This is a genomic window from Mesorhizobium sp. B2-1-8 (genome assembly GCF_006442545.2).
Taxonomy (GTDB): domain Bacteria; phylum Pseudomonadota; class Alphaproteobacteria; order Rhizobiales; family Rhizobiaceae; genus Mesorhizobium.
Genome location: NZ_CP083952.1, coordinates 1,442,913 through 1,464,105, shown reverse-complemented (window position 1 = coordinate 1,464,105; position 21,193 = coordinate 1,442,913). Strand labels below are relative to the sequence as shown.

The window sequence follows — 21,193 nt, the reverse complement described above, 5'->3', positions numbered from 1 at the left end:
TTTGGCGATGACGCAATCTCTGGCGATGGCGGCCGAAACTCTAACCGCCGCTCGGCCCACTTCCTTGCTCCGTGGCTGGAGTCTTGGCCGTTTCGCCATATATTTCGGCGACACCCCATGCCACGAATGCCAGAAGCAGCGCCGCGATCAGGATGCGCAACCCGTGCCAACCCCAACGCCCCTGGCGTGCTTTGTTTTCAGGAATGATCTTGGGCATGGTCGGCCCTCGTCTCGTTCTGCGCCAACCCGCGCACTCGATAAATCACGGTCGGGTAACGGGTTCCTTGCTAGGATGGTTCCGGGGAGCCGGGTCCGGAAGGATGGCGCTGGAAGATCTGTCGAAGTGACACGAGGCGGGCCGCCCCGGCGCTGCTACTCCTCGCCGGCCTCCGGATGGCCGGTGTCGGACTTCACGTTCTCGCGGTAGATGGCGTAGGCCGCGAGTGCCACGGCCGGACCGAGAATAACCCCGAGCCCACCTTTTCCCTTGAGCAATGTCGGCAGTACAGCGAGCGCGGCCGTAATGCCGATCGCCTTCATGTCGGCCTTGCGCCGCCTTGCCTCGCGGCGGACCCGGGCGCCCGACATCAGCCTGTGGGTCAAAAGAACAAGGCCCGCGATCACCAGGAAGCCGACACCGAAACCAACCGCGGCAGCCAGCGATCCATAGCGCGCCGATGTCCAGATATAGGCTGCCCCGACCAGGAAGCCGAAGCCGCAGAATGCCGCCAGCGCGGCAAGCGCGTAGACGATGGCCGCCGTGCGTGCGCGCCGCACCGCAGCCATTGTTTCACCCGAGGCAAAACCCGAGAGCAGGGAAGCCAGCAATCCCATCTCAGCGGAACTAGCGACGCGCGAGCAGCGCGAACAGGAAGCCGACGCCAGCGGCGATTGCCAGCGACGTCACCGGCTTTTCGCGTACACTTGCCACCATCTGCGCCTCGATATCCCTGGCATTGCCGCGCAGGCTGTCGAAGGCTGCTTCCCCTTGGGCGCGCAACTGCTCGACGCCTTCGGCCGCCGCCCGGCGCGCTGTGCCGTAGCCGTGTTCACCGGTCTTGGCCAGCTGCTTGGTGAGCTTGTCGATATCGGCCTTCAACTGCCTGATATCGGCTTCAAGATCCGAATTCGTCCGGGCTTCGTTGGCGGTTTTCCCTGCGGCGGTTGCCATTGCTTAACTCCTTGTGATTGCTCGATTTCAAACGCGCCGTGTGTCTCAAGGTTCCGATGTGGGGACAAACTACCCCAAAACCCGGTTACGTGCATCCTCGGCGCCCTGGCGAGAAGCGCCGCGTCATATCAGCGGGCCGCGGCGTTCGCCCAGAAGCTCCGGTCTCCCGAACTCCCGGAACACCGGCAAGAGCCGCAACGGACATTGCTCGCAAGGGTATTGCCGGGCTCGCAAGGGTATTGCCGGCTTGAAAAAGCACACGCCCGATCTGGCTTGGCATTTCCTCCTTGCAAAGGCCTGCCGCCAGCAGGTCCGCTTTACGCGCTTGTCCAAGGTCGGCCTTTTATCGCCGGCGCACGGCTTTTTTAAATGACAACACACCAAATTACGATCATGACTCCCGACGTTTCAAGGAGCAATCGCCCGTGCCCCAATTACTTGACGGATTGCGCATTCTTGTCTTGGAGGATGAATTCCTCATAGCCATGGATGTCGAGCAACTCTGCCGCGACCACGGTGCGGGCGAGGTGGTGGTTGCCCGCGACCTGGCCGAGATTGACGGCCGGAAGATCGCGACGCATTTCGACGCGGCCATTGTCGATCTGATGCTGGGTGGCGCCTCGACGCTCGAATTCGCCGCGGGCCTGCGTGAGACCGGCGTCCCGTTCGTGTTTGCGTCCGGTCATTCCGATGCGGGCGAGATCAAGGCATCCTTCCCCGGAGTGAGGCTGGTCACCAAGCCGTATTCAGGCGAAGACCTCGTCGAAGCCGTGGCGCTGGCCTACGGTCGCGGCTCCCTTGGCTGAGACCGACGCAACGACATTCGAATTGCCGTTATCCGGCCCGCATTTCAATGTGCCGCCGTCCCTGTGACCTGGGCCGAGATCGCATCGGGACCATACTCGTCCTCACCGGAGATTTTCAGGATCTCCTGCAGGCGTGTGCGGGCCCTGCTGACCCGACTCTTGATCGTTCCGACCGCGCAACCGCAGATTTCGGCGGCCTCCTCATAGGAGAAGCCCGATGCACCGATCAGGATGATGGCTTCGCGCTGGTCCTCCGGCAATTGCTCGAGAGCGCCACGAAAATCCTTGAGGTCGAGCTGGCCATGCTGGGCCGGATGCACCGCAAGCCGGGCCGTCATGATGCCGTCGCTGTCCTGCACCTCGCGGCCGCGCTTGCGCATCTGCGAATAGAACTCGTTGCGCAGGATCGTGAAAAGCCATGCCTTGAGATTGGTGCCGGGCTGAAAGCTCTCATGCTTGTCCCAGGCCTTGACCAGCGTCTCCTGCACGAGGTCGTCGGCCTTGTCGGCATTCTGTGTCAGCGACACGGCAAAAGCCCGCAAGCTCGGGATTGCCCCAAGCAGATCGGTCTTGAAGCCTTGGGAGACCGCTGCCATGCCTCAGTCCTTCTTCTGTGCGGGTTCGGCCTGTTCCAGTTGTCTGAGCAACTGGGCGAAGCGATCCGGCACATTGTCGGAGACCAGCTCGTCATAATATTGTTTGAGTTTGCGTCCGATTTCGGAGTTCGGCCCCAGAGGGTCGCCGACGCCATTCCGGCGCCTGCCCGCGGCACCAGCCAGAATATCTTTCGTCATGTCCTTCATTTCGCCCTTATATTCCCAGAACTCAAGCCGCTCGTATCCAACGCAACACAAGGCAAGCGGCACCCTCGTCTGGTTGCCCATCCCGACGCCCAAACGCCATTGCCACGGATTTGTTCCATATCGGTGGAACTTTTTCGGAAAAGCGCCGTTATTTCCGCGGGGCGCAATCGGCGTGAGCTGCAATCCGTCCAACCGCGTCATCTGAGGGAGACGTCCATCATGAGCTTGTCCGCCACCATCGCTCCGCATCTGCCGTTCTTGCGGCGCTTCTCGCGTGCCGTCTCGGGATCGCAGGAGAGCGGCGACGCGCTGGTCGCCGCAATGCTTGAGGCCATCATCGCCGATGTCGACATCTTCCCGGAGGCGTCGAGTGACCGGATCGCCTTGTACAAGGTTTTCGCCAAGCTCTTCACATCCGTTGCCATCCGCGTTCCGCAGGAGCAAACGCAATCGGCCTGGGAGCAGCGCGCCGCCGCAAATCTCAATGCGATCGCGCCGCTTCCCCGCCAGGCCTTCCTGCTGGTTGCCGTCGAAGGTTTCAGCGAGGACGAGGCAGCCGAAATCCTCGATGTCGGCGACCAGGAGTTCTCTGAGTTGCTCGCCGAGGCAAGCAATGAGATTTCCCGTCAGGTGGCGACCGACGTGCTGATCATCGAGGATGAACCGCTGATCGCCATGGATATAGAGGAGATGGTCGAGAGCCTCGGTCATCGGGTCGTGGGAACGGCGCGCACCCATGCCGAAGCGGTGACGATGTTCGGCAAGACCCGACCGAAGATGGTGCTCGCAGACATTCAGCTCGCCGACGGCAGCTCGGGCATCGAGGCCGTGAACGAAATCTTGTCGTCGACATCCGTGCCGGTAATCTTCATCACCGCCTTCCCCGAGCGTCTCCTGACCGGAGAGCGCCCCGAGCCCGCCTTTCTCGTGACCAAGCCGTTCAATCCCGACATGGTGAAGGCGCTGATCAGCCAGGCTCTGTTCTTCGACCGGCAGGCCAAGGCTGCCGCATAGATCGCGGGCTCCGGAAGCCGGACGAGGGACATCAAAAGGCCGTTGGATGCGATTCATCCGGCGGCCCTTTTGACAAGCCGGATCGGCCACTGGCGAATTTCCCAGCCCGCGCTGCCCGGAACGATTTGCAAGCACCGTCTTTTTCGGCGAATGGTGGAACAAACCGCATCCACCCACGTTTTTGCCGTATCATTCGAAGGAGATGGACCATGCTTTACTGGGCGCTCGTATTTCTCGTCGTGGCGATTATTGCCGGCGCGCTTGGTTTCGGCGGCATTGCCGGCACATCCGCCGGTATCGCGCAGATATTGTTCTTCATCTTCCTGGCTTTCCTGATTATTTCGCTTCTGGCCGGCCTGTTCAGGCGGGCGTGAGCCTGGCGGCTCATGAGGCGAACACTGGAAGCCGCACCCCTCAAACGGTTTCCAGCCACCGCCGGGCGGCGTCCTTCAAGGATACCGTCCGGCGGACCGCTTTCAGGGGAACCCATTCGACAGTGAGCCGTTCAGCCCGAGTTGGATGGACGAATTGACCGATGCGCTCCAGGACTTCAGACAGAACGGAAGGCGCACCGCGCGATGAAGTCATCGCCATGCACCCCGCCGAAAGCGGCATGCAGCTTGGCCGAGCCCTTCTCCACGCATTGCACAATGCCGGCATTTCCGTCCTCTATCAGGATCGCGAAATGAAGACCGTATGGGCCCGCAACATGCGCGCGCCCTGGGCCTCCGACGATGTCGACGGGAACGGCATCCTGCCAACGGCGCAGGCCGACCGCATCGGCGCCGCCAAGCGCGATGTGGTTGCGACCGGCGATCCTCAGCGCCTTGAAATCAGTGTTCCAGTCGAGAATGGCGTTCGCTGGTTTCAGATCTGGGTCGATGCCGACCGAGGCGACAATGGCGATGTCCAAGGCGTCGTCACCACCATGGTCGAGACGACCGAGCAGAAGCGGCGCGAACAGACATTGACGACGCTGCTGCGTGAAGTCAGTCACCGCTCGAAGAACCTGCTGGCGATCATCCAGAGCATCGCGACCCAGACCGGTCGTTATTCCGACGGCGTCGGCGACTTCCTGAAGCGCTTCCGCGGCCGGCTGCAGTCGCTGGCGTCCTCCCAGGATCTGGTGACATCCTCCAACTGGCGAGGGGCAGCCCTTCATGAGCTGGTGGCGAGCCAGGTCGGCCGCTACGGAGCGAATCCGTCACATAGCCTTCGCTTCCGTGGCGCCAATCCCTACCTCAATCCCAACGCCGCGCTGCATATTGGCCTGGCGATGCATGAACTCGCCGTCAACTCCGTCAGCTACGGCGCCCTGTCTCGGCCGGATGGTTTCGTCGAGGTCACCGCCGACCTCAACGCCGCCGACACGGGGGAGGTCACCCTGTCCTTGACATGGGCCGAAACGATAGGGACCAAAGACGATGGGGGCGGTCAGAAGCGATTCGGCAGCGTCGCGTTGGAGCGGGTGGTGCCAGCGTCCCTGAACGGAACCGCGAACCTCGATATCGGCGACGGCCATCTCGAATACCGCCTTGTCGTTCCGCACAACAATTTCGAGACGCAGTGAAAGCCTCGGCAAGCAGCGATTCTTAACCGGCTGTTCACCATGAGGGTGGATGCTTTTTTTCCCAGATACCGCCGGAACCTGCCCCGCTTTCGGACATTGTTGGCAGGCTTGCAGCGCGGTACGGGAGGAATGTCTTGACGGTTGCCGACATGAACATATTGGAACAAGCCGCCCGGATTTCGATGGGCGAATTTCTGGAATCCGAATCCTCCGCGGAAACACACCCTGAGGCAGGCAGGGGTTCGATGAAGGGGCTCATTCTTGCCTTGGCCGCGATCATGTTGCTGGCCGTTCTTTGGCAGCTGACCTGACTTGGGTCCTGCTCTCCGTTGAAATCGCCGGTCGATCAACGCCGCCGCGCCTCCGATCGCGAGGGGCCGCAGTTTTTTTGCGTAACCCGTTGGAAATGACAGGAACTTTTTGACGATGTCGGCCGTTATTGCGGCCAGAGGACATCCGTCATGGAACACATAGCCGCGTTGTTGCTGGTGATCGGCTGCTCGAACACGATGGCCGAATGCCGGGAATTGCAGGTCCCAGTCAGTGTTTTTGCGACTGCCGACGAGTGCACCGCCGAGCGCCCCTTCGCGATGGGCCACGTGCAGGGGCAGGCGCAGCATGTCGTCGCCGAATGCCTCGCGGTCGATCCCGCCTTGGAGGACGACTACGATCAGATTGTCTGGAAGGTGCGGCCAGACGGTAACCTTGACGCTTCGTTGGCCATTTCCAACCTCGTCATGGCATCGAACACGATCCGCCCAGAAAAAGACGACCTTAGTCAACAATAAATTGCAGCAGCAAAGGCCGTCGTTTCATGCTAAATGGCGGTTGGAGCTTACTAAAGTGTGGACACAAGGTGAGGAGCGACTCTATGCGGAAAATACTTATTGCCATGGTTGCGGTGGTTGCTGTCAGCGGCTGCACCAGCACGGAGAAGGACGTCGTCGGCGGCGGCTTGATCGGCGCCGGTATCGGCGGCTTGGTCGGCGGCGGCAAGGGCGCGCTGGTCGGTGCGGCTGTCGGCGCCGGATCCGGCCTGCTGGTTCGCAAGTTGCAGAACGGCTACTGCCAGTATCGCGATCATCGCGGCCGGATCTACACGGCCCGCTGCAACTAATTCAGCGATTGGAGCAATCCAGGATCGGCTAGGCAATTTCTATCAAACGCTGAACCGTTCTAATGGAATACAGATCCGGGGGCCATGTGCGACCTCCGGATTTTCTTGGTTGCCGATCGGCAGGATTTCAGCCGACCAACGGAATTCTGATTTCCACCTTCAGGCCGTCAGCCTGGAAATCGCGCTTGATCGTGCCGCGCAATTCGCGCGTGACGTTGAGGTCGATCAGTTTGGTGCCAAATCCGGTCACGGCCGGCGCCTCGACCTTGTTTTTTCCGGCTTCCCGCCAGTTCAGCGCCAACATCCGCTCGCGCCCGCGCCCTACCAGCGACCAGTCCACCTTCAGCGCCCAATCTCCCTTGGACGAAGTGGCGGAATTGCCGGCTTCACCATATTTCAGCGCATTGGTGGCGAGTTCATGAAAGGTCAGGCCAAGCGCCTGCGTCGTGGTTTCGTCGAGCAGCACCTCCGGGCCCGACAGGAGTCCCTCCGGCAGTTCCTTGCCGAACACCTGGCCAAGCTCGATGCGCAGCAGATCGGCAAGGTCGGCTTTCTGCCAGCGTGAGCGCGTCAACATGTCCTGCGAAGCGGCCATCGCCTGCAGCCTAGCCGAGAAGGAGGCGGAGAACTCATTGACGTCGGTTGCCCGCGACGCCGTCTGCCGCGCGATCGCCAGCACCCTGGTGATCGAGTTCTTGATGCGATGCTTCATCTCCTGCAGCATCAGGTCCTTTTCGAGCAGGCTCTTTTCCGTCGTTTCGTGCAAGGCCGACACCGCGTCATAGGCTCGCTCCTGATAGCGCGCCACCAGCGCGATGGCGCCGGCCAGGAGCAGGCCGAACAGCCCCAGCATTACGGGGATGGCGCGCGACGAGGGTTGCGAGAAGGCGCTGGTCGGCCTGAACAACACGGTCCAAGGGCGTCCCGCCACGGTCATCTTGCGGGTGACCAGCAGCTGGTCTCCCAGGGATGAAGCCGGTGGCGTCTCCGAGCGGAACAACAGATTGTCGCCGTTCACCGCTCCATCATAGATCTCTGTGTTGACCGGCAGCAGCGGCGCACGGCTCAGCGCGATCTGGAACAGGTCCCGGGTCCGGAAGGCCGCATAGAGGAAGCCGGCGGTCGAGGATCGCGAGGCGTTGATGACCTCCGGCGCGGTTTCGACGTTGAGCCGCACGAAGACCAGGAAGCCGGTGAAGGTCTGCGCGGCGCCCGTGTGCTGGCCGAGCTGCACCAGCCCGCTTGCATGCTGCTGGTCGTCGGCCATCGCCTTTTCGATTGCCGCGCGCCGCACCGGCTCGCTGAACATGTCGTAACCGATGCTGGCCTGGCTGGACGGATCCAGCGGCTCGAAAAGCGCTATCGGCGTGCGCCAGGGCTGCGTCGTAGCGGGATAGACCGGGTGGCTGGCGCCGAAATCGTGGAGGATTTCGCGTTCGACCGCTGCCTCGTCGCCCGTCTTGACCAGCCGCAGGAAGCCGATGCCGCGCAGGCCGGCGAAATTGTTGTCGACATCCAGGGCCTTGAAGAAGGCCTTGAACTCGTTCTGGGAAATATCGCCGTTGCGCGCGTCGAACAGGGCCTGCATGGAGCGCAGCAGCGACAGATGCAGGTCGATACGGCTCTCGATCCGGTTAAGGGCGTCATCGGCCGCCCCTTCGAACTTGATGCGGGCGGCTTCCTGCGTCGCGAAATAAGCGAATCCCGCCATGGTCATGCTGATCAATGCAACGGCAATGAACGCGACGATTGGAAAAAGCTTCTTCAATGGATGATGCGGTCCCTGAGCAAAACAGGACCTTTATGGGCAAGTCGACGGGCCAACACAATGGTCAGGCCAAGCCATCGTGATCACTGGCATATCACGTGAACGGCAACGGGGCGTACACGCAGCCTGGCTGGCCTCAGGCGGCGATCTTCAGCGCACCCGGCCCCGGTATGGCACCTGGGGGACATTTGCCCAGGATGATCATGCCCAGCGCCTCGTCCTGGGTGACATCCGTGGTGCGTGCCGTGCCGACGACCTGGCCGTTCTTCATCACGCAGACCCGGTCGGCCAGCTCGAACACGTCGTGGATGTCGTGGCTGATCAGGAAGATGCCGATGCCGTCGGACTTGAGCTGCCTGACCAGTTCGCCGACCTGCGCCGTTTCCTGGGGCCCGAGAGCCGCCGTCGGCTCGTCCATGATGAGGATACGGGCGTTGAACAGGATGGCGCGTGCGATCGCCACCGATTGCCGCTGTCCGCCCGACAGTTTGATCACCGGCTCCTTGAAGCGCTGGAAGCGGGGATTGAGCCGCCCCATCACCTTGCGCGCTTCGGCCTCCATGGCGACGTCGTCGAGCGTGCCCCAGGCGGTCATCAGCTCGCGGCCGAGGAACAGATTGGCGGCCGCATCGACATTGTCGGCCAGCGCCAGCGTCTGGTAGATCGTCTCGATGCCGTATTTCTTGGCGTCGCGCGGGTTGGAGATCGCTGCCTCCTCGCCATTGACGAAGATCTGGCCCGAGTCGCGCTTGTAGGCGCCGGACAGGATCTTGATCAGCGTCGACTTGCCGGCGCCGTTGTGGCCGAGCAGCGCCACGACCTCGCCGGGGAAAAGATCGATCGAGGCGTCGTCGACGGCGCGGATGCCGCCGAAGGCGATCGAGATGTTGCGCATATCGACCAGCGGCGTGCCCGTGGGGGCAGTTGCGGGAGCGGTCTTGTCAGCCATGATCGTACCCCTAAACCCGCTTGCGATAGACTGTGTCGAGCCACACCGCGATGACCAGCACGGCGCCGACGACGATGCTCTGCAGCGGCGAGTCGACGCCGAGGAGCACCATGCCCGACTGCAGCGACTGCATCAGCAACGCGCCGAGCATGGCGCCGATGATCGTTCCCGAGCCGCCGGCGAGCGACGTGCCGCCGATGACGGCCGCGGCAATGACGAGCAGCTCGTCCAATGTGCCAAGCACATTGGTGGCCGAGTTCTGCCGTGCCGACGAAATGGCGGCTGCGATGGTGGCCAGCACGCCCATGATCATGAACACCTTCATGGTGATCCAGCGCGTGTTGATGCCGGCGAGGTTGGCCGCTTCCGGATTGCCGCCGATGGCAAAGACATAACGGCCGAAACGGGTGCGTTTGGTGATGAAGGTCATGACCAGACCGACGGCGACCGCCATCAGTACCGGTATGGCGATGCCGTGGGCGATGAACAGGCCGCCCTCGGGCACGGTGATGTTGTTGGCGGCCGCGTAGCGCTTCACGATGCCGATCGGCCACGGATAGGAGTTGGCGAGCCACACCGCGCCCATGATGACGGCGCAGGTGACGACGCCGAGCAGCGTCTCGGCCCAGATCGGGCGCAGCGGGAACCGGAAACGCTTGCGCTGCACCCTTCCGTTGAACAGCGCAAACACGACGGCCAGGCAGGCAACGATGCCCACGACCCAGCTCCAGGTGGCGCCGATCGATCCGGCCGGTCCGCCGCCCATCAGCTGGAAGGTGGCGTCGAGCGGTGCCACCGTCTGGCCTGACGTGACCCACCAGGCGGCACCGCGCCAGACCAGCAGGCCGCCCAGCGTGACGATGAAGGCCGGCACTTCGAGATAGGCGATCACGAAGCCCTGGAACGCGCCGATCAAAAGGCCGAGCGCCAGGCCGATGACCAGCGCCAGCACCCAGATCCACGGATTGCCGAGTTCAAGCCCCACGAACCGGACCAGGAAATGCACCTGGGCAAAGCCCATGACCATGCCGATCAAGCCCTCGGCGGAACCGACGGACAGGTCGATGTTGCGCATGACGATGACCAGCACCATGCCGCAGGCCATGATGGCGACCGCCGACGTCTGGACCGACAGGTTCCACAGGTTGCGCGGCGTGAGAAACGTGCGGCTGTCGAAATCGAGCGGATTGACGCCAAGACGCAGGCTCGAAATCACATGCAGCGCGATCCAGATCAGCAGCAGGGCGCCGATCATGCCCAGCATGCGGGTGTCGATCTCGGTCGCTTTCAGGAACCGGGCGACCGCGCCGAGTTCCGAGGCTCGCGCGGTGTCGGCCTGCAGGTCGGACGTCGTGTCGGTCATGATTTCCTCCAACCGGCTGGCCGTCTGACGCGGATGCCGAACCCAGCCTAGAAGCTATCCGCGCGACGCGGAAACACAAATCTTTTTGAGAAAACGCCGCGGCTTTGGGGCCGCGGCGCCTTCACTTCTGCAAGCGGTCAAACTCAGTTGCAGGCCGCGACTGTGCCGGCGGCGACGCCAGCGCAGACTTCGTCCTTCTTGATCCAGCCGGCGTCGATGACGAGGTTGAGATTGTCCTTGGTGATGGCGACCGGGGTCAGGAACAGCGACTTGACGGTGTTGCCGCCAGGCGTCGTGAAATCCTTCGCGCCGGCGATGTCGGTCATCTTCTTGCCGTCGGCGAGCTGCGAGGCGATCTCGGCGGCGTTCTTGCCGAGTTCACGCGCGTCCTTCCACACCGACACGGTCTGGGTGCCGAGCGCGATGCGGTTGAGCGCGGCGTGGTCGCCGTCCTGGCCAGAGACCGGCACGGTGCCGGCGAGCCCCTGCGCCGTCAACGCCGCGACGACGCCGCCGGCGGTGCCGTCATTGGCCGCGACCACCGCGTCGACCTTGTTGTCGTTGGCGGTGAGGAACTGCTCCATGTTCTTCTGGGCGTTGGCGGGCAGCCAGCCGTCCGTATAGGCTTCGCCAACATTCTTGATCTTGCCGCTGTCGATGGCTTCCTTCAGCACTTCCATCGAGCCCGAGAACAGGAAGTCGGCGTTCGGGTCGGCGCCCGAGCCCTTGATGAAGACGTAGTTGCCTTCAGGCTTCACCTTGAACACCTCGCGGGCCTGCATGCGGCCGACTTCCTTGTTGTCGAAGGTCAGGTAGAAGACGTCTTTGTTCTCGATCAGGCGGTCATAGCCGACGACCGGAATGCCCTCGTCGAGCGCCTTCTGTACCGCCGGGCCAATGGCCGACGCATCCTGCGCCAGGATGATCAGCGAATTGGCGCCCTGCGAAATCAGGCTTTCGACATCGGTCAGCTGCTTGCCGGGATTGGACTGCGCATCGGCGGAAATGTATTTGTCGCCCGCGGCCTCGATCGCCTTCTTCATGGCGGCTTCGTCAGTCTTCCAGCGCTCTTCCTGGAAATTCGACCACGAAACGCCGATGACCTTGTCCTTCGCCTGCGCGACCGACGCCAGTGTCAGCGACATGGCGACACCCGCCAGAATGGCGACTGTGAATCTCTTCATGTTATCCTCCCTGCGCCGCGTATGGCGCGACCAAACTGGCCCGAAGGCCGGCACAGAGGCCCTATTTTTTCGAGCCCCGAAAAAATACTGGTCCATCGTCGGAACGCTGTCAACATCGATTCTGATGCATTTTGAGGTGCCGGGAACCTTTTTTCGAGTCCCGCAATAAATAAATGACAGCACCAGCCGCTTCTGCCAGTATTCGACGCGTTGCCGGAGGTGTCGAGGGGCGTCAGGAACCACGGCGACGGGGAGGATGTGGGAAAGCATGTCGGTCGGAATCCGTCACGACGATCTGCGCCGGCGCAACCGCGCAATGGTGATTGCAGCCGTGCGCCAGGGTGGCCAGCCCTCGCGCACCGAGATCGCCGCGACCACGGCCCTCAGCCACTCGACCATATCGGCGATATCAGCCGACCTGATCGCAGAGGGTATCCTGACCGAAGGCAAGCCCAACGAGGCCGGCTCACTGAAACGCGGCCGGCCACAGGTCGGCCTTGGCCTCAACCCCGAGGCCGCGGCTGTGATGACCGTGGTGCTGTCGCTGAATTTCCTCTCTGTCGCCGTCATCGATTATGCCGGCCAGGTGGTCGCCGAGGAACAGCGCCGGCTGGACACGCTGACCATGTCGCGCGAGGCGCTGATCGGCGAATGCACGGCAATAGTACGACGTCGCCTCGAGGATCCCGATCTCGATGTCCGCAGTGTGGCCCGCATCGCGTTGGCGATCCAGGGCATCACCGACACCGAGGCGCGCGCCATGCTGTGGTCGCCGATCACGCCGCAGACGGACATAGCCTTCGCCGACATACTCGAAGCCGAATTCGGCATCCCCGCCACCGTGGAGAACGACTGCAACATGATGGCGGTGGCGCTGCGCTGGCGCGACCCCGAACGCTACCGCGACGACTTCATCGCCATCCTGCTCTCGCACGGCATCGGCATGGGCCTTGTGCTGAAGGGCGAGCTGTTCACCGGCACGCATTCGTCGGGTGGCGAGTTCGGCCACATGATCCATCGCCCGGGCGGCGCGCTCTGCCGCTGCGGGCGGCGCGGCTGCGTCGAGGCCTATGCCGGCAACTACGCTATCTGGCGTAACGCCAGGCAGCTTGGTGAGGACACCGAGCCGGTCGCCGATGTCAGCGACGCGCAAATGCGGACACTCGCCGCGACGGCAAGGGAGAAGGACGGACCGGAGCGCGAAGCCTATCGCAAGGCCGGCGAGGCGCTGGGCTATGGCCTCGGTAGTCTTTTCGCGCTGATCGATCCGGCACCGGTTGCGATGGTCGGCGTCAGCGCCGCCGCCTTCGACCTGATCGAGCCGGCCTTGCGCGAGGCCATCGCCCAGACTGCCGGCGGCCAGCATTCGGAATCGATTTCCTTCGACACCGAGCCGAACGAGCTGCCGCTCATCCGCGAAGGCTGCGCCATGCGCGCATTGACCTTCGTCGACCAGGAGATTTTCGCGCCTGGCGTGCAGGCAAGGGCGGGCGCGGGAAAGAACGTTGCCTGAGACCAAGATCGAACCCAATCACTCCGACGGGGCATGACATACTACCCGCCAGATTTCGAGCCTCCTGCTAGAGCATGATGTCGAAAAGTGTGAAGCGGTTTTCGGACGACATCATGCTCTATCTCTTCGATTTAGAGAAGGATTCAGATTTCAGGTTGATTCGACCTAAAATCATCCGGCTCTAAGCCCCCGTCGGGCGGCGGTGCGGTCCGCCGTGCGCCAGTACCCAAAACCGGCGTTCAGGCCGGGTAGAGCGCCGCAGCCCAGCGGCAGAAGGTCTGCACCGCGTCATTGCGTCCCGCCCCGTCGGCCTGCACCATGTAATGCGCGCCACTTATGGGCAAGCGGTGCGGCAAGGGCGCTACCAGTTGGCCGGAATCGAGAAACGGCCTGGCGAAACTCTCCAGAACGATCATGGCGCCGCCGCCCGTGGTCATCGCCCAGAGCGCGAGCAGCGATGAATCGTAGCGGGCACGCTGCGGCGGGGCCGGGAGGGCGAGGCCGAAATGATCCGACAGGCGCTGCCACTCGGTCTCAAACCCGATCACATGGTGCAGGCAGGCAAAGGGGAAGTCGCGGATGTCCCGGCGCCCCGCCAACCAGGCGGTGTCGGCAGGATGGCAGACGACGATCGCGGATTCATGGGCCAGCAGTTGAACCGCACCCTCGGGCCAGTCGCCGTGCCCCCAGCGGATGTCGACATCGCTGTTGCCGGCTTCAAAACGATCGGACCAGACGAAGGTGGAGAGTTGGATGTCGATCTCTGGATGGGCCTGCCGAAAATCGGCCAGCCGGGGCGCGAGGATCAACGCCGCCCAAGTGATCGAGGCGCGCACCCGCACCACCCGCCGCGATGGGCGCGCGAAGAGACCGTCCGTCGCCCGCTGCAACTCGGCGAAGGACTGGCGCACCGGCTGGGCATAGGCCTGGCCGATATCCGTCAGCGCAACGCCGCGCGGCAGCCGCTCGAACAGCCGCGCGCCGACATGCTTTTCCAGCAGGCGGATATGCTGGCTGACGGCCGCTGCGGTCAGGTTCAGCTCAGTGGCCGCGGCGGTGAAACTGCCATACCGCGCCGCCGCCTCGAAGGCGAGCAGCCAGGTCGGGTGCGGTGTTTTCATGAGATCTTACCGTCAATTAAAATGACCCCAATACCTGAAAAGATATTCTTTGTGTTGTCAATTTCTGAGCAATACCCTGCGCATGAACCACGGCCGGAAAAGAGCGACATCGATGTCAGACCGGAAGGAATGGAACCACGTCCCCGACAGCCTGCCCATTGAGATTGCGCCGATCTGGCGCTGGCCGCTGAACCTCGCAGCGATCTTTCGCTGGTATGTCGGAAGCTGGCTGCCTGTCTCAATCAATCTCGTCATCGTGGGGCTGGCCTTCGCGGCTTATGCCTTGGCCAGCCCCACGCTTGCCCAGGCGAAGGAGCCAGGGCTATGGATCGGGGTGATCTGGCTACGAAACTTCGGCCTGACGGTAATTGTAGCGCAGGGGCTGCATCTTGTTTTTCACCGCCACCAGTTGCAGGGCACCGACAAAAAGTTTGATCCGCGCCCTTACCCGCGCAAGGGGCGCGCCTTCAGTTTCGACAGCCAACTGGCCGACAACGTATTCTGGTCGCTGGCTTCGGGCGTAACGATCTGGTCGGCATACGAGGCGCTGGTCTGGTGGGCGATGGCCAATGGCTATGCGCCGACTCTAACATGGTCCGGCCACCCGGTCTGGTTCGTCGGCCTCTTCCTGTTGATCCCGATCTGGGAGAGTTTCTACTTCTACTGGATTCACCGGCTGCTCCATACGAAGCTCCTTTACCGCATCCACGCGCTGCATCACCGCAATATTGATGTGGGGCCGTGGTCGGGCCTTGCGATGCACCCGGTTGAACACATTTTCTATTTCGGAACCGCGCTGGTCCATTTCGTTGTTCCGTCCAGCCCGATGCATCTTATCTGCCACCTGATGTTCTATGGCCTTTACGCCATTACCACCCATACCGGGTTCGAAGGGCTCTGGCTGGCCGGGCGCAAGCGCGTCGACCTGGGCACCTTCCACCACCAGCTTCATCATCGCTACTTTGAGGTGAACTACGGCACGCTGGAAGTGCCATGGGACAAGTGGTTCGACACCTTCCACGATGGCACTGAATCGGCAAAGGCACGGATGAAGGCGCGTCTTGCCGCGCGGCGCCGGCTATAGGTCATGCCGGCGGAAGGGGCACGTGATATAAGTCCTCAGGCAGGTTTACGCCGCAGACCGCCCCAGCCCCCGATCTCTTTACGGCAAGGCCGGCGAGGCGCTGGGTTATGGGCTGGGCAGCCTGTTCGCGCTGATCGATCCCGCACCCGTCGCCATGGTCGGCGTCTGCGCGGCGGCCTTCGACCTGATCGAGCCGGCACTGCGCGAGGCGATCGCCCACACCGCCGGCGGCCAGCATTCGAAATCGATCTCCTTCGACATCGGGATTTGTTTTTCTTCCATGTGATCGGCGCGGCATGCATGATTGTTTTGCTCTGGAAGGTGCACAATCATACACGTGGGCGCTCCCCATTCCGATCTCACCGAGATGGGACAGACGTCTAGTCTTCCCTGATCGCGTAGCCCGCGCCGCGGATGGTGCGGATGACGTCGGGCATGCGGCCATTGTTGACCGCCTTGCGCAGCCGTCCGACATGCACGTCCACGGTGCGCTCGTCGATATAGATCGTCTCGCCCCAGACATTGTCGAGCAGCTGGCTGCGCGAGAACACCCGACCGGGATGGCGCATCATGAACTCTAGCAACCGGAACTCGGTCGGGCCAAGCCGGATCTCGCTCTTCTTGCGATAGACCCGGTGCGATTCGCGGTCGAGCACGATGTCGCCGACCTTGAGCACGCTGGACAGCACTTCCGGCTTGGCGCGGCGTAGCAGCGCCTTGACCCGGGCCATGAATTCCGGCGTCGAGAACGGCTTGACCAGATAGTCGTCGGCACCGGTCGAAAGGCCGCGCACGCGGTCGCTCTCCTCGCCGCGTGCCGTAAGCATGATGATCGGCAGCCTCTCGGTCTCGGGCCGCATTCGCAGGCGCCGACAGAGCTCGATGCCGGAAACCGCCGGCACCATCCAGTCGAGCACCAGGAGGTCGGGCACGTTCTCCTGGAGGCGGATCTCGGCTTCGTCGCCGCGCGTCACCACCTCGACCTGGTACCCTTCCGATTCCAGATTGTAGCGCAGGAGCACACCGAGCGGCTCCTCGTCCTCCACCACCATGATGCGTGGCGCGATCATCGATTGATCATCCCTGCCGTCAAGCCGCCGGCACCGACATCGCCGTCTCGTCCTGCTTCGGACGATTGGCGGGCAGTTGCGTGCCAGTCAGCACATAGTACGCATTCTCGGCGATGTTGGTCACATGGTCGCCGATGCGTTCGAGGTTCTTGGCGCAGAACAAAAGATGCGTGCAAGCCGTGATGTTGCGCGGATCCTCCATCATGTAGGTCAGGAGTTCGCGGAACACCGAGGTGTATTTGACGTCGATGCGTTCGTCGTCGTTCCTGAGCTTGGCGAGTGCGGCGGCATCGCCGGCCGCATATTCCTCGACCACGCCCTGCACCTGGATCAGCACCAGCTGCGCCATGGAGTCGATCGAGTGCGACAGGTCGCGCGGCGTGGCGGTGAGGCCGACGGAGCCGACGCGCTTGGCGATGTTCTTGGCAAGGTCGCCGATGCGCTCGAGATCGCCCGCCATGCGGATCGAGCCGACGACATGGCGCAGATCGTCGGCCATCGGCTGGCGCTTGGCGATCAGGGTGATGGCGCGGTCGTCGAGTTCGCGCTGGCGCGCGTCCATGATGGCGTCGTCGGAGACGACGCGCTGTGCCAGCGCGCTGTCCGAATTCAGCAGCGCCTTGGTGGCGCCACCGACCATCGTGCCGGCGAGATCGCCCATGTCGCTGATCAGCCTGCTGATCTGTCCGAGATCCTCGTCGAAGGCTGCGACTGTGTGTTCGGCCATGATCCTGGTCCTCGTATGCGTGAGATCAGCCGAAACGGCCGGTGATGTAGTCCTGCGTGCGCTTCTCGCGAGGCGACGTGAAGATCTTCTCGGTCTTGTCGAATTCGACCAGTTCGCCCAGATACATGAAAGCCGTCTGCTTCGAGACGCGCGCGGCCTGCTGCATGTTGTGGGTGACGATGACGATCGTGTAGTCGGCCTGCAACTCGTCGATCAGTTCCTCGATCTTGGCGGTGGACAATGGGTCGAGCGCCGAGGCCGGCTCGTCGAGCAGGATGACTTCCGGCTTCACCGCCACCGTGCGGGCGATGCAAAGCCGCTGCTGCTGGCCGCCCGACAGGCTGAGGCCGCTGGCGTTCAGCTTGTCCTTGACCTCGGTCCACAGTGCCGCGCGCTTCAGCGCCTGTTCGACACGGCCGTCCATCTCGGCCTTGCTGATCTTCTCGTAGAGCCTGACACCGAAGGCGATGTTCTCATAGATCGACATCGGGAACGGTGTCGGCTTCTGGAACACCATGCCGATCTTGGTACGCAGCAGGTTGAGATCCTGCGAGCGGTCGAGAACATTTTGGCCGTCGAGCAGCACCTGACCCTCGGCGGTCTGCTTGGGGTAGAGCTCGTAGATGCGGTTGAAGACGCGCAGCAGCGTCGACTTTCCGCAACCCGACGGTCCGATGAAGGCCGTCACGCTGCGCTCGGGCAGCGACAACGTGATGTCCTTCAGCGCCTTCGACTGGCCGTAGTAGAAATTGAGGTTCTTGACCTCGATCTTCGCCTTGGCGGCTGCCTCGGTGGCAATCGTCATGTCTGCAGACAACATCTGGCTCATTTGTCCTCTCTGCGTCCGGTCAGGCTGCGCGCAAAGATGCTGAGCGCGAGAACCGTCAATGTGATTATGAGTGCGCCGGTCCAGGCCAGCTGCTGCCATTCCTCATAGGGGCTGAGAGCGAACTGGAAGATGGTGACCGGCAGGCTGGCCATCGGCGCGTTGAGATTGCTCGACCAGAACTGGTTGTTCAGCGCGGTGAAGAGCAGCGGCGCCGTCTCGCCGGAGATGCGGGCGATCGACAGCAATATGCCGGTGACGATGCCGGAAAGTGCGGCACGGTAAGCCACTGATTTGATGACCACCCAGCGCGGCGCGCCGATAGCGGTGCCGGCTTCGCGCAAGGCGTTCGGCACCAGGTTGAGCATGTCCTCGGTGGTGCGCACGACCACGGGGATGACCAGGATGGCCAGAGCGACGGCGCCGGCGATCGCCGAGAAATGCCCCATCGGCCGCACCATCAATTCGTAGACGAACAGGCCGATGATGATCGACGGCGCCGACAGCAGGATGTCGTTGATGAAGCGCACCACGGTGGTGAGTTTCGAGAAGCGGCCGTATTCGGCCATGTAGGTGCCGGCCAGAACACCGATTGGCGTGCCGACGATAACGGCGATGACCGTCATCACCACGCTGCCATAGACAGCGTTCAGCAGGCCGCCGGCATCGCCGGGCGGCGGCGTCATCTGCGTGAACACATCAAGCGAGAGCCCTGCTACGCCTTTGTAGATCAACGCGCCGAGGATCAGTGCCAGCCAGGCAAGCCCGATGCCCGCGGCGGCGACGCACAGCGTCATCATCACCGAGTTTCTGGCCTTGCGGCGGCTGTGAAGCGACGAGGCTGTCGACATCGGTCAGGCTCCGGTGCGGGCGTCGATGCGCATCAGCATGTAGCGTGCGATCGCAAGGATGAGGAAGGTGATGACGAACAGGATCAGGCCGAGCGCCACCAGCGAGGACGTGTAGAGGTCGCCAACGGCTTCGGTGAATTCATTGGCGATGGTCGCGGAGATTGTCGTTGCCGGCGCGAACAGCGAGGTCGAGATGCGGTGCGCGTTGCCGATCACGAACGTCACCGCCATGGTTTCGCCAAGCGCGCGGCCAAGGCCGAGCATGACGCCGCCCATGATGCCGATACGGGTGTAAGGGATGACGACGCGACGTGTCACTTCCCAGGTCGTGCAGCCAATGCCGTAGGCGGACTCCTTCAGCACCGGCGGCACCGTGTCGAACACGTCCTTGGTGATCGAAGTGATGAAGGGCAGCACCATGATGGCGAGGATCAGCGACGAGGTCAGCAGGCCGATGCCGTAGGGCGGACCGGCAAACAGGCTGCCAAGGCCGGGAATGCCATGGAAAACGCTGATGATGAAGGGCTGCACTGTCGTCTGCAGGAACGGCGCCAGGACGAACAGGCCCCAGATACCATAGATGATCGAAGGAATGCCGGCCAGCAATTCCACCGCCATGCCGATTGGGCGCCGAAGGGGGCGCGGGCAAAGCTCGGTGAGAAAAATGGCAATGCCGATGCCGAGCGGCACGGCGATCAGGATGGCGATGGCCGATGTGACAATGGTCCCATAGATAGGCGCCAGGGCGCCGAATTTTTCCGTCACCGGGTTCCAGCTCTCGCTGGTCAGAAACGAGAAGCCGAAGGTCGACAGTGCCTGCCAGGAACCGGCAAACAACGAGATGGCAACGCCGCCAAGCAGCACCAGCACGAGAATGGCGGCGGCGCGGGTCAGCCCATGGAAGATCGAATCGGTTAACGCGAAACGTCTGACGATGGCGTCGCGCGAGCCCTTGATGGCTGGCAAGGCTTCCTGGACAGCACTCATGTCAAGCTCGGCTCTTTGTGTTGAGAAAAAGGAGCGCCGCGTGAAGCGGCGCTCCTTCGGGTGATGTTACTCGCCTGCGTAGACCGGCTTGCCGTCGGCCTGGATGTCGGCCTTCCACGAAGCCTTGATCAGGTCGACGACGCTGTCGGGGATCGACACGTAGTCGAGCGCCTTGGCGGTTTCCTTGCCGTCCTTATAGGCCCAGGCAAAGAACTTCAGCGCTTCGCCGGTGGCGGCGGCATCGCTCGGAGTCTTGTGGATCAGAACCCAGGTGGAAGCCGCGATCGGCCAGGTGGTGTCGCCAGGCTCGTTGGTGATGATGACGTTGAAGTTCTTCGCGCCCTTGAAGTCGGCATTCGAAGCGGCGGCGCCGAAGGATTCGAGCGACGGCTCGACGACCTTGCCGGCTGCATTCAGCATCTTGGAGTAGGAGAGGTTGTTCTGCTTGGCATAGGCGTACTCGACGTAGCCGATGCCGCCGTCGGTCTGCTTGACGGTGTTGGCAACGCCTTCGCTGCCCTTGGCGCCGACGCCGGTGGGCCATTCCACGGCAGTGTCCGAACCAACCTTGTCCTTCCAGTCGGGCGAGAGCTTCACCAGGTAGTCGGTGAAGTTGAAGGTGGTGCCCGAGCCGTCCGAACGATGCACGACGGCGATCGCGGTCGACGGCAGGGTGAGCGAGGGGTTCAGCGCCTTGATCGCGGCGTCGTCCCAGGTGGTGATCTTGCCCATGTAGATGTCGGCCAGCGCCTTGCCGTCAAGCACCAGTTCGCCCGGCTTGATGCCGGTGAGGTTGACGATCGGCACGATGCCGCCCATCACCATCGGGAACTGCACTAGGCCGTTCTTTTGGAGGTCGGCGTCGGACATCGGCTTGTCGGTGGCGCCGAAGGTCACGGTCTTGGCGATGACCTGCTTGATGCCGCCGCCGGAACCGATCGACTGATAGTTGAGGCCGATGCCGGTGTCCTTCTTGTAGGTGTCGGCCCACTTGGCGAACACCGGATAGATGAAAGTGGAACCGGCGCCGGAAAGGTCAGCTGCCATTGCCGCGGAAAGGGTGATGGTGGACGCGGCAGCCATTGCAATCGCAACGGCCGCCGAGCGGATGAAATGTCTCATGTGGCCTGCTCCTGTTCGGAAGATGGTCTCTCGGCGCCATTTCCTCCGGCGCCCGCTGAGGCCAATAGCCTTCGATTATAACAGTCGCATGACAGTTTCATGTCAGCCCGGTAACGCGTCGCCCGGACCGAGAAAGGCGCCGATGTC

Annotated in this window: 25 protein-coding genes and 1 pseudogene; 10 read left to right on the top strand and 16 right to left on the bottom strand. The window is 62.7% G+C overall.

Annotated features, from left to right (window positions below; translation table 11 throughout):
* Positions 1-40: 40 nt before the first annotated feature.
* From FJ970_RS07190 to FJ970_RS07180, 3 genes are all read right to left on the bottom strand, one after another.
* Entirely contained in the window at positions 41-217 is a 177-nt protein-coding gene (locus tag FJ970_RS07190; protein WP_181178211.1) for a hypothetical protein, read from the bottom strand.
* A gap of 155 nt (positions 218-372) precedes the next feature.
* Positions 373-834, bottom strand: coding sequence for a hypothetical protein (locus FJ970_RS07185; RefSeq protein ID WP_140754517.1), 462 nt, complete (start codon positions 832-834; stop codon positions 373-375).
* Between the two features lie 10 nt (positions 835-844).
* Positions 845-1,171, bottom strand: a complete 327-nt coding sequence (locus FJ970_RS07180) for a DUF883 family protein (RefSeq protein WP_140754519.1) — start codon at positions 1,169-1,171, stop codon at positions 845-847.
* Between the two features lie 425 nt (positions 1,172-1,596).
* Here FJ970_RS07180 and FJ970_RS07175 point away from each other — a divergent pair, with 425 nt between their 5' ends.
* A complete protein-coding gene (locus FJ970_RS07175) occupies positions 1,597-1,977 on the top strand; it encodes a response regulator (RefSeq protein ID WP_224591352.1) in 381 nt (126 codons plus the stop codon).
* Positions 1,978-2,021: 44 nt separating this feature from the next.
* Here FJ970_RS07175 and FJ970_RS07170 read toward each other — a convergent pair whose 3' ends face one another.
* Both FJ970_RS07170 and FJ970_RS07165 read right to left on the bottom strand, forming a co-directional pair.
* On the bottom strand, positions 2,022-2,573 hold the full coding sequence (locus FJ970_RS07170) for an RNA polymerase sigma factor (RefSeq protein ID WP_010911883.1): 552 nt from the start codon (positions 2,571-2,573) through the stop codon (positions 2,022-2,024).
* Between the two features lie 3 nt (positions 2,574-2,576).
* Positions 2,577-2,780: a NepR family anti-sigma factor gene (locus tag FJ970_RS07165; protein WP_140755009.1), complete on the bottom strand. Its 204-nt coding sequence runs from the start codon at positions 2,778-2,780 to the stop codon at positions 2,577-2,579.
* Positions 2,781-2,999: 219 nt separating this feature from the next.
* Here FJ970_RS07165 and FJ970_RS07160 point away from each other — a divergent pair, with 219 nt between their 5' ends.
* The 6 genes from FJ970_RS07160 (at position 3,000) to FJ970_RS07135 (ending at position 6,481) form a co-directional block, all read left to right on the top strand.
* A complete protein-coding gene (locus FJ970_RS07160; protein ID WP_140754521.1) occupies positions 3,000-3,794 on the top strand; it encodes a response regulator in 795 nt (264 codons plus the stop codon).
* A 209-nt stretch (positions 3,795-4,003) separates the two neighbouring features.
* Positions 4,004-4,168 (top strand): DUF1328 domain-containing protein, encoded by a 165-nt coding sequence (locus tag FJ970_RS07155; RefSeq protein ID WP_006203859.1) that lies wholly within the window; start codon positions 4,004-4,006, stop codon positions 4,166-4,168.
* Positions 4,169-4,329: 161 nt separating this feature from the next.
* Positions 4,330-5,364 carry a sensor histidine kinase gene (locus FJ970_RS07150; protein ID WP_140754523.1) on the top strand — a complete coding sequence of 345 codons (1,035 nt, stop codon included), beginning with the start codon at positions 4,330-4,332 and terminating at the stop codon, positions 5,362-5,364.
* A 134-nt stretch (positions 5,365-5,498) separates the two neighbouring features.
* Positions 5,499-5,675 (top strand): hypothetical protein, encoded by a 177-nt coding sequence (locus FJ970_RS07145; RefSeq protein WP_181178214.1) that lies wholly within the window; start codon positions 5,499-5,501, stop codon positions 5,673-5,675.
* 150 nt (positions 5,676-5,825) lie between these two features.
* Entirely contained in the window at positions 5,826-6,152 is a 327-nt protein-coding gene (locus tag FJ970_RS07140; protein WP_140754525.1) for a hypothetical protein, read from the top strand.
* Positions 6,153-6,235: 83 nt separating this feature from the next.
* Positions 6,236-6,481 carry a YMGG-like glycine zipper-containing protein gene (locus tag FJ970_RS07135; protein WP_140754527.1) on the top strand — a complete coding sequence of 82 codons (246 nt, stop codon included), beginning with the start codon at positions 6,236-6,238 and terminating at the stop codon, positions 6,479-6,481.
* 127 nt (positions 6,482-6,608) lie between these two features.
* On the opposite strand, the gene FJ970_RS07130 is transcribed toward FJ970_RS07135, so the two are convergent.
* The 4 genes from FJ970_RS07130 to xylF form a co-directional block, all read right to left on the bottom strand.
* Complete coding sequence (locus tag FJ970_RS07130; protein ID WP_140754529.1) at positions 6,609-8,249, bottom strand: CHASE domain-containing protein; 1,641 nt, start codon at positions 8,247-8,249, stop codon at positions 6,609-6,611.
* Between the two features lie 136 nt (positions 8,250-8,385).
* Positions 8,386-9,198, bottom strand: a complete 813-nt coding sequence (locus FJ970_RS07125; RefSeq protein WP_140754531.1) for an ATP-binding cassette domain-containing protein — start codon at positions 9,196-9,198, stop codon at positions 8,386-8,388.
* Between the two features lie 10 nt (positions 9,199-9,208).
* The gene (locus FJ970_RS07120) at positions 9,209-10,561 is read right to left on the bottom strand and encodes a sugar ABC transporter permease (protein WP_140754533.1); all 1,353 of its coding nucleotides are present in this window, start codon (positions 10,559-10,561) and stop codon (positions 9,209-9,211) included.
* Between the two features lie 143 nt (positions 10,562-10,704).
* Complete coding sequence (xylF, locus tag FJ970_RS07115; RefSeq protein ID WP_140754535.1) at positions 10,705-11,745, bottom strand: D-xylose ABC transporter substrate-binding protein; 1,041 nt, start codon at positions 11,743-11,745, stop codon at positions 10,705-10,707.
* 268 nt (positions 11,746-12,013) lie between these two features.
* On the opposite strand from xylF, the gene FJ970_RS07110 reads away from it, so the two are divergent.
* The gene (locus FJ970_RS07110) at positions 12,014-13,258 is read left to right on the top strand and encodes an ROK family protein (RefSeq protein WP_140754537.1); all 1,245 of its coding nucleotides are present in this window, start codon (positions 12,014-12,016) and stop codon (positions 13,256-13,258) included.
* Between the two features lie 239 nt (positions 13,259-13,497).
* On the opposite strand, the gene FJ970_RS07105 is transcribed toward FJ970_RS07110, so the two are convergent.
* Positions 13,498-14,379, bottom strand: coding sequence for a LysR substrate-binding domain-containing protein (locus FJ970_RS07105; RefSeq protein ID WP_140754539.1), 882 nt, complete (start codon positions 14,377-14,379; stop codon positions 13,498-13,500).
* Between the two features lie 112 nt (positions 14,380-14,491).
* On the opposite strand from FJ970_RS07105, the gene FJ970_RS07100 reads away from it, so the two are divergent.
* Complete coding sequence (locus FJ970_RS07100; RefSeq protein WP_140754541.1) at positions 14,492-15,463, top strand: sterol desaturase family protein; 972 nt, start codon at positions 14,492-14,494, stop codon at positions 15,461-15,463.
* 70 nt (positions 15,464-15,533) lie between these two features.
* Positions 15,534-15,722: pseudogene (locus FJ970_RS07095) on the top strand (sugar kinase); the annotation flags it as partial.
* A gap of 121 nt (positions 15,723-15,843) precedes the next feature.
* On the opposite strand, the gene phoB reads toward FJ970_RS07095, so the two are convergent.
* From phoB to pstS, 6 genes are all read right to left on the bottom strand, one after another.
* Positions 15,844-16,533, bottom strand: coding sequence for a phosphate regulon transcriptional regulator PhoB (gene phoB, locus FJ970_RS07090; protein WP_010911896.1), 690 nt, complete (start codon positions 16,531-16,533; stop codon positions 15,844-15,846).
* Positions 16,534-16,552: 19 nt separating this feature from the next.
* The gene (phoU, locus tag FJ970_RS07085; RefSeq protein WP_140754543.1) at positions 16,553-17,260 is read right to left on the bottom strand and encodes a phosphate signaling complex protein PhoU; all 708 of its coding nucleotides are present in this window, start codon (positions 17,258-17,260) and stop codon (positions 16,553-16,555) included.
* Positions 17,261-17,285: 25 nt separating this feature from the next.
* Positions 17,286-18,089 carry a phosphate ABC transporter ATP-binding protein PstB gene (pstB, locus tag FJ970_RS07080; RefSeq protein ID WP_140754545.1) on the bottom strand — a complete coding sequence of 268 codons (804 nt, stop codon included), beginning with the start codon at positions 18,087-18,089 and terminating at the stop codon, positions 17,286-17,288.
* Positions 18,086-18,937 carry a phosphate ABC transporter permease PstA gene (gene pstA / locus FJ970_RS07075; RefSeq protein WP_140754547.1) on the bottom strand — a complete coding sequence of 284 codons (852 nt, stop codon included), beginning with the start codon at positions 18,935-18,937 and terminating at the stop codon, positions 18,086-18,088. The genes pstB and pstA overlap by 4 nt, the downstream gene beginning before the upstream one ends.
* 3 nt (positions 18,938-18,940) lie before the next feature.
* A complete protein-coding gene (pstC, locus tag FJ970_RS07070) occupies positions 18,941-19,924 on the bottom strand; it encodes a phosphate ABC transporter permease subunit PstC (RefSeq protein ID WP_140754549.1) in 984 nt (327 codons plus the stop codon).
* 66 nt (positions 19,925-19,990) lie between these two features.
* On the bottom strand, positions 19,991-21,046 hold the full coding sequence (gene pstS, locus FJ970_RS07065; RefSeq protein WP_140754551.1) for a phosphate ABC transporter substrate-binding protein PstS: 1,056 nt from the start codon (positions 21,044-21,046) through the stop codon (positions 19,991-19,993).
* Positions 21,047-21,193: the final 147 nt, after the last annotated feature.

Bases quoted from the DNA above. Each gene is read 5' to 3' on its own strand.
- FJ970_RS07190 (WP_181178211.1), bottom strand. From the start codon at position 217: ATGCCCAAGATCATTCCTGAAAACAAAGCACGCCAGGGGCGTTGGGGT.
- FJ970_RS07185 (WP_140754517.1), bottom strand. From the start codon at position 834: ATGGGATTGCTGGCTTCCCTGCTCTCGGGTTTTGCCTCGGGTGAAACA.
- FJ970_RS07180 (WP_140754519.1), bottom strand. From the start codon at position 1,171: ATGGCAACCGCCGCAGGGAAAACCGCCAACGAAGCCCGGACGAATTCG.
- FJ970_RS07170 (WP_010911883.1), bottom strand. From the start codon at position 2,573: ATGGCAGCGGTCTCCCAAGGCTTCAAGACCGATCTGCTTGGGGCAATC.
- FJ970_RS07165 (WP_140755009.1), bottom strand. From the start codon at position 2,780: ATGAAGGACATGACGAAAGATATTCTGGCTGGTGCCGCGGGCAGGCGC.
- FJ970_RS07160 (WP_140754521.1), top strand. From the start codon at position 3,000: ATGAGCTTGTCCGCCACCATCGCTCCGCATCTGCCGTTCTTGCGGCGC.
- FJ970_RS07155 (WP_006203859.1), top strand. From the start codon at position 4,004: ATGCTTTACTGGGCGCTCGTATTTCTCGTCGTGGCGATTATTGCCGGC.
- FJ970_RS07150 (WP_140754523.1), top strand. From the start codon at position 4,330: ATGCGCTCCAGGACTTCAGACAGAACGGAAGGCGCACCGCGCGATGAA.
- FJ970_RS07140 (WP_140754525.1), top strand. From the start codon at position 5,826: ATGGAACACATAGCCGCGTTGTTGCTGGTGATCGGCTGCTCGAACACG.
- FJ970_RS07135 (WP_140754527.1), top strand. From the start codon at position 6,236: ATGCGGAAAATACTTATTGCCATGGTTGCGGTGGTTGCTGTCAGCGGC.
- FJ970_RS07125 (WP_140754531.1), bottom strand. From the start codon at position 9,198: ATGGCTGACAAGACCGCTCCCGCAACTGCCCCCACGGGCACGCCGCTG.
- FJ970_RS07120 (WP_140754533.1), bottom strand. From the start codon at position 10,561: ATGACCGACACGACGTCCGACCTGCAGGCCGACACCGCGCGAGCCTCG.
- xylF (WP_140754535.1), bottom strand. From the start codon at position 11,745: ATGAAGAGATTCACAGTCGCCATTCTGGCGGGTGTCGCCATGTCGCTG.
- FJ970_RS07110 (WP_140754537.1), top strand. From the start codon at position 12,014: ATGTCGGTCGGAATCCGTCACGACGATCTGCGCCGGCGCAACCGCGCA.
- FJ970_RS07105 (WP_140754539.1), bottom strand. From the start codon at position 14,379: ATGAAAACACCGCACCCGACCTGGCTGCTCGCCTTCGAGGCGGCGGCG.
- FJ970_RS07100 (WP_140754541.1), top strand. From the start codon at position 14,492: ATGTCAGACCGGAAGGAATGGAACCACGTCCCCGACAGCCTGCCCATT.
- phoB (WP_010911896.1), bottom strand. From the start codon at position 16,533: ATGATCGCGCCACGCATCATGGTGGTGGAGGACGAGGAGCCGCTCGGT.
- phoU (WP_140754543.1), bottom strand. From the start codon at position 17,260: ATGGCCGAACACACAGTCGCAGCCTTCGACGAGGATCTCGGACAGATC.
- pstB (WP_140754545.1), bottom strand. From the start codon at position 18,089: ATGAGCCAGATGTTGTCTGCAGACATGACGATTGCCACCGAGGCAGCC.
- pstA (WP_140754547.1), bottom strand. From the start codon at position 18,937: ATGTCGACAGCCTCGTCGCTTCACAGCCGCCGCAAGGCCAGAAACTCG.
- pstC (WP_140754549.1), bottom strand. From the start codon at position 19,924: ATGAGTGCTGTCCAGGAAGCCTTGCCAGCCATCAAGGGCTCGCGCGAC.
- pstS (WP_140754551.1), bottom strand. From the start codon at position 21,046: ATGAGACATTTCATCCGCTCGGCGGCCGTTGCGATTGCAATGGCTGCC.